Below are 14,206 nucleotides of genomic sequence, written 5' to 3'. Positions count from 1 at the left end.
AGTGTCGCAAACACCCGGCCATGCCTCGTCCGTCCGCGGTACCGCCCCGATTCCCAGCCGGGACACAAGCGAGACACGACATCCCTGCACATGACCTTGTCTGCGACTAAGGTGCCGATCATGTCGGTATTGCGCAGGGGCGCCGCATCCCCCCGGAGCCCCGCCGCCACGGTCGTCCACGCCGAGGCCAGCCCGTACGGCAGCCGCAGGCTCGTCATCGAGACCGATGGGGACGTCACCGCGGCCTACCTCAAGGACGCCCGCGACTCGGTGGTCGGGGCGGTCTGGGTCGCCAACCACCGCGAGGCCCCGTCCGAGCTGGACCGGCCGCGGCTGGACTCCGGCAACGCGCCGCTGCTGCCGGAGTCCCACGTCAGGCACCCGGAGGGGCGCGGGACGCTCGACACCGCCGACCTTGAGGCCGTGTGGTTCGAAGAAGGCGACGGGGTGGCCGTCCTTGAGGCGGGGGACCCCCTGTTCGTCATCCCCGGCTGGTCGGACATGGGCCGTGGGATCCCCGGCTACTGCCGGGACGCGGCGGAGCAGAGCCCTTTCGCCTTCCCTCTGGAAGAAGAGATCGAGGACTTCGGGCCCAGGATCGACCGCGCACGCGAGCACTGGAAGACCTGCCGTGCAGACGGATCCTGGGCGGAGTTCCAGCAAGCCATCCTCGGTCACCTGCTGCAAAGGCTCGGGCCAGGTGGCCACTACTGGCACGATGTCGGACGCCAACTGGCCGGCGGACGGCCGAGCGTGGCGCCGACCGTGGGCGTATCGGAACGCCCCCTACGCGGCGACCGTGATTTCACCGTTCTCAGTACGGTCGGCATGAGCCGCCAGAGGATGCCCACGGTGGAGCTGTACGAGGACGACGTCTCCCCCTACGGCAGGATCGAGCTGGCCGTGGCGAGCACCCTGCCCAGCCAGCGAGCGGGCAGTATCTTCCCCTGGCTCGCGCAGTACCCGTGGCGGTCCGTGACGTGGTTCGCGCCCGGGGACGTGGTCAAGTGGTACCACGAGGCCCGCACGTTCCCTCTCGGCACTGGTGAGGCCGCCTGGGAGGGGGTCTTGCTTCTGGAGGACCCGGGAAGACTCGCCGGGCCGCCTGCCCCGGCTCTGACCGGGCTGTCGATCCAGGGCGACCCTGTGCGGTGGCTGTGGCTCGTCCCCATCACCGGCGAGGAGCACCGCCTCGCCAAGAGCGAGGGTTCGGACGCCCTGGTGCGCCGCCTCGCGCAGCAAGGCCGCTCCTGGGTCGTCTCCTGACCCGGCCCAGCCAGAATGTCCCGGCTCAGCTGGGGATGAAGAGCTCCAGCAGCAGCCAGACGACCGGGGCCGTGGCCACCAGCGAGTCCAGGCGGTCCATCACCCCGCCGTGGCCGGGCAGGAGCGTCCCCATGTCCTTGATGCCGAGATCCCTTTTGATCATCGATTCGATGAGGTCGCCGACGGTCGCGGTCACGACGGCGGCGAGGCCGACCAGCACGCCCTGCCAGACCCTGCCGTCGTCCAGCAGCCACCACACGAGCCAGCCGCCGACGAGCATGCAGGTGAGAGCGGAACCGGTGAAGCCCTCCCAGGTCTTCTTCGGGCTGATCGTCGGGGCCATCTTGTGCCTGCCGAGGAACGACCCGGCGAAGTAGCCTCCGATGTCGCTGGCCACGGTCGTCGCGATGAAGATGACGATGCGGTGGTCGCCGTCGTCCGGGCGCATGAGCAGCGCGACGATGCCGCCCATCAGGACCAGGTAGCCCACTGCGAGCGCGCCTGCGGCGACGTCCCGCACATAACCGTCGGAGCCCTCGGTCATCCGCGTCATGAGCAGTGCCAGGACGGTGAGCGAGACCGCCGCGACCACGGCCGTCGGGCCCCACACGTACGCGACGACCGGCGTGGCGACCATGCCCGTCGCGACGGGGATGAAGGGCACCCGGATGCCGCGGCTCTTGAACGCCTCCGTCAGCTCGCGCATCCCGAGGAACAGGAAGACCACCATCACGCCAAGGAAGATCTCCTTGACCGTGTAGAGCGACAGCAGCACCAGGGCGCCGAGGGCGCTGCCCACGCCGATGGCGATCGGAAGGTTGCGTCCGGCCCTGCCCTGCCCCGGGCCGCCGGGAGCCGTCGCGCCGGACCGGTCCTCCTCAGGCTGACCGGCCGGGGAGGCGGCGCTGTCGGGGAAGGCCCCCGGATCGTCACCGGGAAGCGAGGCCGGCACCTCGTCCGTCGGCGGGCCGGGAACACCTGCCGCCGGCTCGTCCGGGGAGCCCGCGGGCTCCCCGGCGTCGTCGAGTCTCATCAAACCTCGAGCAGTTCGGCCTTCTTGTGCTCAAGGAGCTCGTCGATCTGCGCCACGTACCGGTGCGTGGTGTCGTCGAGCTCCTTCTCCGCGCGCCGGACCTCGTCCTCGCCGACCTCGCCGTCCTTGGCGAGCTTGTCGAGGGTGTCCTTGGCGCGCCGCCGGATGTTCCGGATGGAGATCTTGCTGTCCTCGGCCTTGCCGCCCGCGACCTTGATGAACTCCTTGCGGCGCTCCTCCGACAGGTCGGGGAAGACCACCCGGATGACGTTGCCGTCGTTGGTCGGGTTCACGCCGAGGTCGCTCTCGCGGATCGCCTTCTCCACGGCCTGCATCGACGACTTGTCGAAGACCTGGACGATGACCATCCGCGGCTCCGGCAGGGTGAACGAGGCCAGCTGGTTGATCGGCGTCGGCGTGCCGTAGTACTCCGCCGTGATCTTGTTGAACATGGCGGGGGTGACCCGTCCGGTACGGATGGCCTGGAAGTCCTCCTTGGCGACCGCGACCGCCTTCTCCATCTTCTCCTCGGCTTCGAGGAGCGTCTCGTCGATCACTGCGACTCCCATGTCATCTGGTCGGCCCTGGTCACTGCGGTTCCACAGTCCGGTCGCGCGCCGCGCTCGCGCACTGCGGTCAGGGGCTGCGGTCAGCCCTCCGCCGGGCTGACCAGCGTGCCGATCTTCTCACCCCGGACGGCCCGGACGATGTTGCCCTGCCCCATGAGGTCGAAGACCACGATGGGCAGCACGTTGTCCATGCAGAGGCTGATGGCCGTGGCGTCCATGACCTTCAGTCCCCGCTGTAGGACTTCACCGTAATCCAAACGGTCGAACTTGACTGCGTCTGGATTCTTTCGGGGGTCGGCATCGTAGACGCCGTCCACCTGAGTGGCCTTCAGGACGGCCTCCGCGCCGATCTCCAGCGCCCGCTGGGCGGCGGTGGTGTCGGTGGAGAAGAACGGCTGGCCGAGCCCCGCGCCGAAGATGACCACGCGGCCCTTCTCCAGGTGCCTGATGGCGCGCCTCGGGATGTACGGCTCGGCCACCTGGCTCATGGTGATGGCCGTCTGGACGCGGGTGTCCATGCCGAGCTTCTCCAGGAAGTCCTGGAGCGCCAGGCAGTTGATGACCGTCCCGATCATTCCCATGTAGTCGCCGCGGCCGCGGTCCATGCCGCGCGCGGCGAGCTGGGCTCCGCGGAACATGTTGCCTCCGCCGCACACGACCGCCACCTGCACGCCGTCCCGCACGGCCTCGGAGATGGCCTCGGCCACGTGCTGCACGACCTCGGGGTCGATGCCGAGGGGTTCGCGCCCGGCGAAGGCCTCGCCCGAGAGCTTCAGCAGCACCCGTTTCCAGCCGGCACGGGGTGCGTGCTGGTCGTGCCCGCGTTCATGCGGGCCGGACGACGAGGCCGCCGTCGCGCTAGTGGTCGTCTTCTCCGGCACGTCGGCGGCCTCCTCGTTGCGTCGCGAATCTCGGGTCCCGTCTCCAGGGTGCCCCTACACCTGCCCGACCTTGAAGCGGGCGAAGCGGACGACCTTCACACCGGCCTCGTCGAGGACCTTCGCGATCGTCTTCTTGTTGTCCTTGACGAACGCCTGCTCCACGAGCACGAAGTCGCGGAAGTAGGCGTTCACCCGGCCCTCGACGATCTTGGGGATGGCCTGCTCGGGCTTGCCCTCGTCGCGGGTGAGCTGCTCGGCCAGCGCCCGCTCCTTCTCGATCGCCTCGGCGGGGATCTCCTCGCGGGTGAGGTACTTGGGCGACATCGCCGCGATCTGCTGGGCGACGTCCTTGGCCACCACGGCGTTCTCGGAGTCCAGCTCGACCAGGACACCGGTGGTCGGCGGCAGGGACGGGTCGGACTTGTGCAGGTAGCTGGCCACGTAGGCGCCCTGGAAGTGGGCGAAGCGACGCAGCTCGAGCTTCTCGCCGATGGTGGCGCTGTGCTCCTCGATCAGGGCCTGGACGGTCTTGCCCGGCTCGATCTCGGCGCCCAGCAGCGCCGGGGCGTCCGCGGCGCCGCTCGTGGCGGCGAACCGGACCAGGCGGGCGGCGAGCTCGATGAACTGGGAGTTCTTGGCGACGAAGTCGGTCTCGCAGTTCAGTTCCAGCAGCGCGCCGTCGCCGGAGCCCTCGAAATGCTCGGCGACCAGGCCGTTCGCCGCGGTGCGCTCGGCGCGCTTGCCCACGTCCTTGGCGCCCTTGAGGCGCAGCAGCTCCGTGGCCTTCTCGAAGTCGCCGTCCGCCTCGGTCAGGGCGTTCTTTACGGCCATCATGCCGGAGCCGGTCAGCTCGCGAAGCCGCTTGACGTCAGCGGCGGTGAAGTTAGCCATCGCTCTCTTCGCTTCTCTCGTCGTTGGTCGTACGACCCGCGACGGTCCCGGCGGCACCCTCGCAGGGGCCGCCGGGACCGCGGGATCAAGCCTGCTCGGACTCGGCCTTCGCCTCGGCGGCGACCTCCGCCACCGGCTCGGCGGGCTTGGCGTCGTCGCTCTCGGCGGCGGGGGCCTCGGCCGGAGCCTCGGCGGGGGCTTCGGCCGGGGCCTCGGCGGCCGGGGCGTCAGCGGCCGGGGCGTCAGCGGGGGCTTCGGCGGGGGCCGCGGCCTCCTCGGCGGGCTTGCCCACCAGCAGGTCCCGCTCCCACTCGGCGAGCGGCTCGCTGGCACCGGACGCGGCGCCCTCGGCGGGCTTCTCGTCGCCGCCGGAGGACGCGCCCGCGCGGGCGATCAGCCCGTCGGCGACGGAGTCGGCGACCACGCGCGTCAGCAGGCTGACGCTGCGGATGGCGTCGTCGTTGCCCGGGACGGGGTAGTCGACCTCGTCGGGGTCGCAGTTGGTGTCCAGGATCGCGACGACCGGGATGCCGAGCTTCTTGGCCTCGTTGACCGCGATGTGCTCCTTCTTGGTGTCCACGATCCAGATGGCGCTCGGGACCTTCGCCATGTCGCGGATACCGCCGAGGGTGCGCTCCAGCTTGTCCTTCTCGCGGCGCAGGCCGAGCAGTTCCTTCTTGGTCATGCCGGAGCCGGCCACGTCGTCGTAGTTGATCTCCTCCAGCTCCTTGAGCCGGGTGAGCCGCTTGTGGACGGTGGAGAAGTTGGTGAGCATGCCGCCCAGCCAGCGCTGGTTCACGTAGGGCATGCCGACCCGGGTCGCCTGCTCGGCGATGGACTCCTGAGCCTGCTTCTTGGTGCCGACGAACAGGATCGTGCCCCCGTGGGCGACCGTGGCCTTGACGAACTCGAAGGCCCGGTCGATGTAGGACAGCGACTGCTGCAGGTCGATGATGTAGATGCCGTTGCGCTCGGTGAGGATGAAACGCTTCATCTTCGGGTTCCACCGGCGGGTCTGGTGACCGAAGTGGACGCCGCTCTCCAAGAGCTGCCGCATGGTGACGACGGGTGCCATGGCCCGTGCTCTCCTTCTCTGGCCCTGGCGGGCCGCATTTGGTTGTCTGCCTGCGCCCGGGCGCCGCCCCACCGTCGCCGTGGGCGACGGACCGAGGGACAGCGCCCCACCATGTCTGCGGTGGCATGCGGACGCGTGAAATCAGCCGCCGGGGTACCCCAGGCGGCTGTGATCCGGAGCCTTTCCCGGATCCGGCTCTTCCGCTCACCTGAAGCGGCTTCTCGCCTCCCCGACCGGACGGTGGATCGGCGACGGCCTGGCCTGGCCGGTGTCCTTTCGGGCACGCCTACAGATTATCAGGGCTCCGACGTCGCCGGGAATCAACGGCCGCGGCAGTTATCCACAGTTCGCGGACCTCCTCGACGAGCGTAGCGGGCGGCGGGCAGGCTGCCGGGCATGACCCTGCTCACAGTCCTGCTCACCTGCGTGATCACTTCGGCGTCTCCCGCCTCGGCCGTGCCAGAGCCCCCTCGCACCGTCTCTGCCGGGACGGCCGCCTTGAAAGCGCGTGCGCCTGACCTGGACGCGGGAGACCGGCAGGTGAATCCGAACGCGCCGGACCTGAACATGCGAACAGCTGACCTGAACAAGCCGAAGCCGCTGCTGAGCACGCATACCCGGAGACCGGCCCTTCCAGTGGCGACCCCGAGCAAGCCAGTCCCCGGCCTGACGGGGCGGGCGCCCGATCCAGATTCGCCTCAGCCTGCGCCGGACACATGGCGCTGGCCCTTAGGACCACCCGCTCCCAAGGTCCTGCGCGTGTTCTCGCCGCCGCCCACTCCGTGGACGGCCGGCCACCGCGGAGTGGACCTCGCCGCCCGCCCAGGGCAGATCGTCCGGGCAGCGGCCTCGGGCGAGGTCTCCTACGCCGGACGCCTGGCGGGCCGGGGCGTCATCGCGATCACGCACGGCACCCTGCGCACGACATACCTGCCCGTACGGGCGGGCGTCCGCGTCGGACGCCAGGTCAGGATCGGCGCCCGAATCGGCGAGTTGGAGGACGGTCCCTTCCACTGCCCCACGGCCTGTCTACATTGGGGCCTCCTTCAGGGGCGCATCTACCTGGATCCGCTCAGTCTGGTGAGACGCCATGTCCGCCTGCTTCCCTTCTGGACACCACCATCACCGGCGGCGACTCCGCCCCCGGTCCCCGCCCGGCAACCCCACCCGGAACCGCGTATGGGCCTCCGAGACGCCACGACCGCGACGGGCGGCGCCTGTGTGGGCCTCGCCCTCGCCTACGGCCTCGCGTTCACCTTGCGCCGCACTCGAACCCGCTCCGCTATGCGGCGTCCGCACCGTCCGCCACCGGGCGTCGTGGACCTGGCCAGAGAGCGCCGCCTGCGACGCACCCCCTAGCTGTGTTTCACAGTCCCGGCCCGCTCCGCTCGCCTGGCGGCTCGCTACGTGACCGGACCTGGGCGAACGCGGCATCGCTTCGCGATCTGCCCGCTTCCGCCCGCCTTCGGCTTCGCGGCACCGGGTAGGTCACGCGTTCGCGCGCATGGCCGAGCCCACTTCGAGACAATCCCTGGGCTCGCCCCTGGGCTCTTCGACCCATACCTGGCCAACAGGCCGCGTTCCTCGTCCCCGAGCGACAGCCCAAGACCTGCCGACCTGCCGCCCCCACCACACCGGTGCGGCAGGTCGGCAGTGCCCAAATCAATCATTGATCTCGGGCCCACCAATCCTCACGCCAGCCAGGCCGAAGCAGGCTTCGAGAGAACACGCCTTCACCCACATGGCGTATCCCCAAGCAGGGCCATCCGAGAACCAATACAGCAGGCAACAGCCCCCCACCCGTCCACCAAACCTCGCCTAATCGTCCAGCGGACACGCCGCCGACTCCAGGCAAGTGAGGACCAGCAGGGGTGCACTGCGCCACGCCCGGCAGCAACCCGGAAAGACCATGAACGCGCTGCCTCACCGCTCACCCCAGCGGCCGCCCCACGCGACCGCCTCCGCCAACGCGCCGACCCCGAAGCAGAAGAGACCACGCTGAGTGCATTGCCGCCACACCCGGCGGCACCCTGGAGCAGCATGACCATGCTGCCGCGCTGCTCACCGGCCCCTCCAGCGCAGTAGCCCCTCCTTACGCGTCGTCGCCCCCCGCGATGCGCTCTCAACGCGATCCGCACTCAACGCGATCCGCACTCAACGCGATCCGCACTCAACGCGAGTCGCTCTCGTGGTCCCGGACGCTGCGCGGGTGGGCTTGGCGGTGAACCTGTTTGAGCCGTTCAGCGGAAACGTGCGTGTAGAGCTGGGTGGTCTGCAAGGAGGCATGGCCGAGGATCTCCTGGACGCTCCGCAGATCCGCGCCGCCCTCAAGCAGGTGGGTCGCAGCGCTGTGCCGTAGACCGTGCGGGCTCAGGTCGGGCACTTCGCCGACCTCCGCTATCCGGGTGTGGACGATCCTTCTAGCACTCGTCGGGTGGAGACGTCCTCCCCTGGCGCCGAGGAAGAGAGCGGGCCCGCTCTCCTCGTTCGCCAGTGCGGGACGCCCTGCCCGGAGCCAATCCTGGACGGCGCGCACGGCCGGCTCACCGACTGGGACGGTGCGTTCCCGCCCGCCCTTGCCGAGCACACGTACGGTACGTCGGCCGGTGTCCAGATCGTCGATGTCCAGTCCGCAGAGTTCGCTCACCCGCACGCCTGTGCCGTAGAGCACCTCTAGCACCGCCAGGTCCCGAAGACCTACGGGCCCCTGAGCGTCCAGCTCGTCCAGGAGGCGGGCGGCGTCGTCCTGAGTGAGCACGCCCGGCAGATCCTGCGTGCGCTTGGGCGTCCCAAGGAGCAGGCCCGGATCGTTCTCCAGCAGCCCGCGCCGGTGCAGGTGGCGGGTGAAGGTCCGCACTGCCGCGGTGCGGCGGGCCAGGGTCGCGCGCGAGCGTCCGAGGGCGTGCTGGCGCGCGAGCCATGCACGCAGCAGGGAGACGTCCAAAGCCTGAGGCTCGGTCAAGCCGACGCTCCGCGCATAGGTGCACAAGTCCTCCAGGTCGCCAAGGTACGCGCGCAGTGTGTGCGGGGACACGTCACGTTCTGCGCGCAGATGACGGCCGAACTCAAGGACCGCTTCCTCCAAGGGGTTGCTCACAACGGCCACGCTGCGGCACCCACCCGACCGAAGCAAGCACCGAGGGCCGAATCGCACCGATTCGCCCTCCGATGCTCTCTGCTCTATCCACAGAATGTCGTTCTACTTCCGAGTCGCCCGCGGTTTCGGCACCGTCGGAGACCGGAGGTGAGGACGCATGAGAACCCACATCAACCTCGGCCGACGCGGTGAGGAAGCCGCCGCCGCGTACTTGGCGAAGCTCGGCTGGAGCATCCTCGACCGCAACTGGCGGTGTCCCGAGGGCGAGCTCGACATCGTCGCCCACGACGGCGCGGCGCACGTCGCCTGTGAGGTGAAGACACGCAGCTCCGCCCGGTTCGGCGACCCGCTCGACGCGATCACGCCGATCAAGGCGGCACGGCTGAGGCGCCTCGCCTGGCGATGGGCCGCGGCCAACGGAGTCGGCGGCACCCTCGTCAGGGTCGACGTGATCGGGCTGGTCGCCGAAGGCGACGGCTTCTCGATCGACCACATGCGGGAGGTGTGCTGAATGACGCTCGCCAAGACCCGCTCGGTGTCACTGGTCGGCGTGGACGGTTTCGTCGTGGACGTCGAGGCCGCCATCACGAGCGGGGTCCCCGGGCTACACCTGGTCGGCCTGCCCGACACCGCCCTCAGCGAGGCGCGGGACCGTGTCCGTGCCGCCATCTTCAACTCGGGAGAGGACTGGCCCAACAGACATGTGACGGTGTCGCTCTGTCCCGCAAGCCTGCCGAAGAAGGGCTCGACTTTCGATCTTGCCATCGCGATCGCGTTGCTCGCCGCCGCCGAGGCCGTCCCGCCCCGATCCTGCGCAGGGCTGGTGTTGGTCGGCGAACTCAGTCTCGACGGCCGGCTCCGTCCGATCTCCGGGGTCCTGCCCGCCGTCCTGGCGGCCGCCAACGCCGGTTGCCGGACGGTGGTCGTGCCGCGCGCGAACGCCGCCGAGGCCGAACTCGTCCCGGAGGTGGAAGTGGTCTCCGCGGGCTCCCTCCACGCTCTCCTGTGCTTCTTGCGCGACGAGCCGCCACCGCTCGACGACGAAGAACCCGACGTTCCGACCGCACGCGCCGACGGCCTGGCCCTCCGCCGTCCGGACGCGCGGAAGGACCTCGATCTGGCCGACGTCCGGGGCCAGGCCGAGGCCAGGCGGGCGTTGGAGATAAGCGCCGCAGGCGGGCACCACCTGTACTTCTCCGGGCCTCCAGGCTGCGGGAAGACGATGTTGGCCGAGCGGCTGCCGACGCTGATGCCGCCTCTGGAACCCGACACGGCGTTGGAGGTCACGGCCATCCATTCGGTCGCGGGAACCCTCCCTCCCGGCCAGCCGCTGATCGTCCAGCCGCCGTTCTACGCGCCGCACCACACCGCCACACGCGCATCGATGGTCGGCGGTGGCTCGGGCCGTGTGCTCCAGCCTGGCGCCGTCTCACTGGCCCACCGCGGCATCCTCTTCCTGGACGAGGCTCCGGAGTTCCAGCATGGGACGCTCGACGCCCTCCGGCAGCCCCTCGAAGAAGGTGAAGTACGGATCTCGCGGGCGGAAGGCACCTCCACCTTCCCGGCCCGCTTCACTCTCGTGCTGGCCGCCAACCCATGTCCGTGCGCGGCGGCCAAGCAGGTCGACTGCTCCTGCGCGCCGGGACTCCGCCGCAAATACACCTCGCGAATCTCCGGTCCGCTCATCGACCGGATCGACCTCAAGCTCGAACTGGCCCCCGCCAGCCGCGCCGAGCTCCGGTACGACCTGGAATTCGCCGAGTCCAGCACGGTCGTCGCCGAACGGGTCCTGCTGGCCAGGGAGAGAACCCTCAAACGCCTGGTCGGCACTCCCTGGCGCTCCAACTCCGAGATCCCCGGGCCGGAGATGCGCCGCCGCTTCACCCCCGGGCCCGAGGCCATGTACGCGGCCGACGAGGCCCTCCAAAGAGGCAGCCTCAGCGCGCGCGGCCTCGACCGCATCCTCCGGGTCGCCTGGACGATCGCGGACCTCTCCGGCCACGACGAACCCAGCGCCGACGACGTCGGCGGCGCGCTCGCGCTGTGGTCCCGCCCATGAACGCCGAACGGACCGCCCGCGCGACGCTCACGGCGGTCGCGGAGCCGGGCGACGCCCTGCTCAACCGCATCATCGACCTCTCCGGAGCCGAAGCGGCCATCGAGACCATCCGCACCGGCCGGGCTCCGCACGACCTGCCCGTCACGGCGAAGGGCGCCCAGCGTCTCGACCACTGGCGGATCCGGCTCGCCACCATCGACCCCGACCAGGACCTGGCCGTCTGCGACCGGTTCGGCGGTCGCCTCATCTGCCCGGGAGACCCGGAATGGCCCACCACACTCGACGACCTCGCCGATCACCGCCCCTACGCGCTGTGGCTCCGCGGTCCCGGCGACCTGCGGTACGGGTGCCTGCGTTCGGTCGCCATCGTCGGATCCCGCGCCGCGTCCCCCTATGGCCTGCGCGCGGCCTCCGACCTCGCGGCCGACCTGGCGGACCAGGGCTGGACGGTGATCTCCGGCGGCGCCCTCGGCATCGACGCCGCCGCCCACCGCGGCGCCCTGGCCGCCGACGGCTCCACGGTCGCGATCTTCGCCAACGGCGTCGACGTCCCCTACCCCGCCTCGAACGAGGGGCTGTTCGCCGAGATGGCCCGGCGCTCGCTCCTGGTGAGCGAATCCCCGCCGGGCGCCGCCCCGAACCGGCTCCGGTTCCTCATCCGCAACCGCGTGATCGCCGCGCTGTCCAGAGGAAGCCTGATCGTCGAGGCGGAGGCGCGCAGCGGAGCACTGAACACCGCCACGTGGGCCCGCAAGCTGGGCCGCGTCGTCATGGCCGTCCCGGGCCCGATCACCTCCCGGACATCGGTCGGCTCCCACAAACTGCTCCGCGAGGAGGGCACGATCCTGATCACGCGCGCCGAAGAGGTCATCGAAGCCGTGGGCCTCATCGGCACGGACCTCGCGCCGCCTCCGCACACTCCCGTCCTCCCCCGCGACCGTTTGGAGGAGGTCACCCGCTCCGTCCTGGAGGCCGTTCCCGCCCGAGGATCGTCCGGCCCGGCCCAGCTGGCCGCCAGGGCGGGAGTCGACCTCTCCACCGTCAACGCCAAGCTCGGCCTCCTCGCGGCGTCGGGCTTCATCGAGCGCTCCCCGGGCGGATGGCGCCTGACGAGACAAGCCAGAGCACCCAAATGACCAGCACACACCCGACACCCGAAACAGTGCCGCCGGATCGAAAGCTGGCGCACACAACCATCACCGACATCTCAGCGGTGCCGCTTCCGAACCCCGCCATACGCAGGCCGAGGCATCACCGCGCCCGAAACCGCCTGGCCGTTGTGATCGAAATTCATCAGGAGGAAACGATGAATCCGTCGCCCATCCAGGAGAACAGGCGCCCCACCGGCAGCTCACGACACGTTCTTCAGACAGTCCGATCCGCACCCTCCGGCACGGGCATCCCAGAGCAGGACGGTCTCGCCGCGGTCGGGGAAGTGAGGGGCGTCCTATTGCTGCGAAGGGAGCTCGAAGTCACTCTTGGCGAGCTCTTCGACGTTGACGTCTTTGAACGTGACGACACGCACGTTCTTCACGAAGCGGGCGGGCCGGTACATGTCCCAGACCCAGGCGTCCTGCATGGTGACCTCGAAGTAGATCTCACCGTTCTCGGCGCCGCGCACCTGGAGGTCGACCGAGTTGGTGAGGTAGAACCTCCGCTCGGTCTCGACGACGTAGGTGAAGAGCCCGACGACATCGCGGTATTCGCGATAGAGCTGCAACTCCATCTCGGTCTCGTACTTCTCGAGATCCTCGGCGCTCACGCTCGTGCCCCTTCCGTACGGCCCTCGCCAGGGACCTCTCCTTCGGTTCCCTCCCCTAGGGCCACCTCTCCATTGTTACGCAACGCACGTCCGACATTGACGTAGGAGAAGCGATGCTCCGCACACGGACCGTGCTCGGCCAGCGCCGCACCGTGCGCGCGGGTCACATAACCCTTGTGGACGTCGAAACCGTAGAGGGGATAGCGGTCATGCAGTTGCACCATGAGCCGGTCTCGGGTGACCTTCGCGACGATGGACGCGGCGGCGACACACGCCGCGACCTGGTCACCCTTGATCATTGCAAGGGAGGGGACCTCCAGGCCCGGCACCGGGAAACCGTCGCTCAGCACGTACGCGGGCCGCTTGTCCAGTGCGGCCAAGGCCCTCCGCATACCGGTGATGTTGCAACGGTGGAGCCCGATCCGGTCGATGTCGTAGCACGGGATCACGACGGCACTCCACGCGAACGCCCGTTCGGTGATCTCGGCGTACAATTCCTCGCGGCGCGCCGGAGTGAGGAGCTTGGAGTCGGTAAGCCCCTCGATTCTGCCGCGTCCCCCTTGCAGGATCACCGCCCCGATCACCATGGGCCCGGCGCACGCCCCCCGCCCCGCCTCATCAACGCCGGCGACGGGACTGAACCCTGCGTGGCCCAGGGCCCGCTCGAAAGCGTGAAGCCCTGCGTCACGGCGTGGCGTGAAGCGGAGTGGACGACCCTTCATGCTCCGCAGCGTACGTCGCCGAACCCCCTCGCCGGTCCCGAATGCCGCCTTCTCCGACATGTCAATGATCACGCCCCGGACAGCCCTGCAGACGCCCACACAGAGGGCACTGCCAAGCCGGTGAGGAGACCATGGCCCACCACGCCACATATCCGTCCCGCGGACGCGGTCACCACCTCTTGGCCGAGCGATCACCGAGGCCGAGGGCATCCGTCCCTCCAACCCACGCATGGGCCAACCGCAGCCTCGGGACGGATTACCCGGTTGCGCATGGGGATCCGAAGAGCAGAAGACAACGCCCGGCGCGAAACGTGGCGCACCAGAGCACGAGCGCACACGCGCCCTGGAACCTGGACGCCATTCGACCTCCAGCGGCAGGGACCCGGCCGACTGCGGCGCCGGCCTGCCCACGCGCTGGCCGACAGGGCCCGTTCCCCAGGGGCCAACCGCAGGTACCTGCGACGGCGGCAGGTACCTGCGACGGCGCGTCTTCGAGGCGGTGCTGACCGGGGTGCCCGCGGACGCCGGGAGTCCCCTCTCCGTGTGAGGGCTGGTGCGCCAGCGAGACCACGGCCGCCGCCAGCGCGGGATGAGGCACGCCATCCCCGAATCGGTCGATCAGCAGTGTCATCACCGCGACCGTGGACGGCGCGGCGGGCGTCCCCCGCCTTCGATTCCGAGCGCTACAGGGCACGCAACACCGTCGAGCGCATGATCAGCCGACTCAGTCGACGATGTCGCGCGGTGACGACTCAGCTTCGGTGAATGCGCCTATGCCTTCACCGGCACCATCACGGCTGCCGTCCTGCTCATCTGGCTCCGCACCTGATCCAAGGAGCAGTGCCTGTTCG

Annotated in this window: 13 protein-coding genes; 5 read left to right on the top strand and 8 right to left on the bottom strand. The window is 69.7% G+C overall.

Features of this window, described 5'->3' with window-relative positions; translation table 11 throughout:
• Nucleotides 1-120 precede the first annotated feature (120 nt).
• Nucleotides 121-1,266, top strand: a complete 1,146-nt coding sequence (locus AGRA3207_RS31685; RefSeq protein WP_231330793.1) for a suppressor of fused domain protein — start codon at nt 121-123, stop codon at nt 1,264-1,266.
• Between the two features lie 25 nt (nt 1,267-1,291).
• Here AGRA3207_RS31685 and AGRA3207_RS31680 read toward each other — a convergent pair whose 3' ends face one another.
• From AGRA3207_RS31680 to rpsB, 5 genes are all read right to left on the bottom strand, one after another.
• Nucleotides 1,292-2,299 (bottom strand): phosphatidate cytidylyltransferase, encoded by a 1,008-nt coding sequence (locus AGRA3207_RS31680; protein ID WP_231330792.1) that lies wholly within the window; start codon nt 2,297-2,299, stop codon nt 1,292-1,294.
• The gene (gene frr, locus AGRA3207_RS31675) at nt 2,299-2,856 is read right to left on the bottom strand and encodes a ribosome recycling factor (protein ID WP_231330791.1); all 558 of its coding nucleotides are present in this window, start codon (nt 2,854-2,856) and stop codon (nt 2,299-2,301) included. The genes AGRA3207_RS31680 and frr overlap by 1 nt, the downstream gene beginning before the upstream one ends.
• A gap of 92 nt (nt 2,857-2,948) precedes the next feature.
• Nucleotides 2,949-3,650, bottom strand: a complete 702-nt coding sequence (pyrH, locus tag AGRA3207_RS31670) for a UMP kinase (protein WP_231336452.1) — start codon at nt 3,648-3,650, stop codon at nt 2,949-2,951.
• 153 nt (nt 3,651-3,803) lie between these two features.
• Nucleotides 3,804-4,640 carry a translation elongation factor Ts gene (tsf, locus tag AGRA3207_RS31665; RefSeq protein ID WP_231330790.1) on the bottom strand — a complete coding sequence of 279 codons (837 nt, stop codon included), beginning with the start codon at nt 4,638-4,640 and terminating at the stop codon, nt 3,804-3,806.
• Nucleotides 4,641-4,725: 85 nt separating this feature from the next.
• Nucleotides 4,726-5,715: a 30S ribosomal protein S2 gene (gene rpsB, locus AGRA3207_RS31660; RefSeq protein WP_231330789.1), complete on the bottom strand. Its 990-nt coding sequence runs from the start codon at nt 5,713-5,715 to the stop codon at nt 4,726-4,728.
• 396 nt (nt 5,716-6,111) lie between these two features.
• Between rpsB and AGRA3207_RS40380 the strand changes: the two genes are divergently transcribed.
• Nucleotides 6,112-7,074 carry a M23 family metallopeptidase gene (locus AGRA3207_RS40380; RefSeq protein WP_420830809.1) on the top strand — a complete coding sequence of 321 codons (963 nt, stop codon included), beginning with the start codon at nt 6,112-6,114 and terminating at the stop codon, nt 7,072-7,074.
• Nucleotides 7,075-7,885: 811 nt separating this feature from the next.
• Here the strand turns inward: AGRA3207_RS40380 and AGRA3207_RS31655 are convergent.
• Nucleotides 7,886-8,812, bottom strand: coding sequence for a tyrosine recombinase XerC (locus tag AGRA3207_RS31655; RefSeq protein WP_231330788.1), 927 nt, complete (start codon nt 8,810-8,812; stop codon nt 7,886-7,888).
• A 157-nt stretch (nt 8,813-8,969) separates the two neighbouring features.
• Between AGRA3207_RS31655 and AGRA3207_RS31650 the strand changes: the two genes are divergently transcribed.
• The 3 genes from AGRA3207_RS31650 to dprA are packed head-to-tail and all read left to right on the top strand — an operon-like array spanning nt 8,970 to nt 12,007.
• The gene (locus AGRA3207_RS31650) at nt 8,970-9,323 is read left to right on the top strand and encodes a YraN family protein (protein ID WP_231330787.1); all 354 of its coding nucleotides are present in this window, start codon (nt 8,970-8,972) and stop codon (nt 9,321-9,323) included.
• Nucleotides 9,324-10,871, top strand: a complete 1,548-nt coding sequence (locus tag AGRA3207_RS31645; protein ID WP_231330786.1) for a YifB family Mg chelatase-like AAA ATPase — start codon at nt 9,324-9,326, stop codon at nt 10,869-10,871.
• The gene (gene dprA, locus AGRA3207_RS31640) at nt 10,868-12,007 is read left to right on the top strand and encodes a DNA-processing protein DprA (RefSeq protein WP_231330785.1); all 1,140 of its coding nucleotides are present in this window, start codon (nt 10,868-10,870) and stop codon (nt 12,005-12,007) included. The genes AGRA3207_RS31645 and dprA overlap by 4 nt, the downstream gene beginning before the upstream one ends.
• Before the next feature lie 311 nt (nt 12,008-12,318).
• Here dprA and AGRA3207_RS31635 read toward each other — a convergent pair whose 3' ends face one another.
• On the bottom strand, nt 12,319-12,633 hold the full coding sequence (locus AGRA3207_RS31635; protein ID WP_231330784.1) for a DUF2469 domain-containing protein: 315 nt from the start codon (nt 12,631-12,633) through the stop codon (nt 12,319-12,321).
• Nucleotides 12,630-13,355, bottom strand: coding sequence for a ribonuclease HII (locus AGRA3207_RS31630; RefSeq protein WP_231330783.1), 726 nt, complete (start codon nt 13,353-13,355; stop codon nt 12,630-12,632). Before AGRA3207_RS31630 ends, AGRA3207_RS31635 begins: the two co-directional genes overlap by 4 nt.
• Nucleotides 13,356-14,206 lie beyond the last annotated feature (851 nt).

Source organism: Actinomadura graeca (assembly GCF_019175365.1).
Lineage (GTDB): Bacteria > Actinomycetota > Actinomycetes > Streptosporangiales > Streptosporangiaceae > Spirillospora > Spirillospora graeca.
This window is presented reverse-complemented; position numbering and strand designations above follow the sequence as displayed.

Coding starts and splice junctions, on each gene's coding strand:
- AGRA3207_RS31685 (WP_231330793.1), top strand. CDS start 121: ATGTCGGTATTGCGCAGGGGCGCCGCATCCCCCCGGAGCCCCGCCGCC.
- AGRA3207_RS31680 (WP_231330792.1), bottom strand. CDS start 2,299: ATGAGACTCGACGACGCCGGGGAGCCCGCGGGCTCCCCGGACGAGCCG.
- tsf (WP_231330790.1), bottom strand. CDS start 4,640: ATGGCTAACTTCACCGCCGCTGACGTCAAGCGGCTTCGCGAGCTGACC.
- rpsB (WP_231330789.1), bottom strand. CDS start 5,715: ATGGCACCCGTCGTCACCATGCGGCAGCTCTTGGAGAGCGGCGTCCAC.
- AGRA3207_RS40380 (WP_420830809.1), top strand. CDS start 6,112: ATGACCCTGCTCACAGTCCTGCTCACCTGCGTGATCACTTCGGCGTCT.
- AGRA3207_RS31650 (WP_231330787.1), top strand. CDS start 8,970: ATGAGAACCCACATCAACCTCGGCCGACGCGGTGAGGAAGCCGCCGCC.
- AGRA3207_RS31645 (WP_231330786.1), top strand. CDS start 9,324: ATGACGCTCGCCAAGACCCGCTCGGTGTCACTGGTCGGCGTGGACGGT.
- dprA (WP_231330785.1), top strand. CDS start 10,868: ATGAACGCCGAACGGACCGCCCGCGCGACGCTCACGGCGGTCGCGGAG.
- AGRA3207_RS31630 (WP_231330783.1), bottom strand. CDS start 13,355: ATGAAGGGTCGTCCACTCCGCTTCACGCCACGCCGTGACGCAGGGCTT.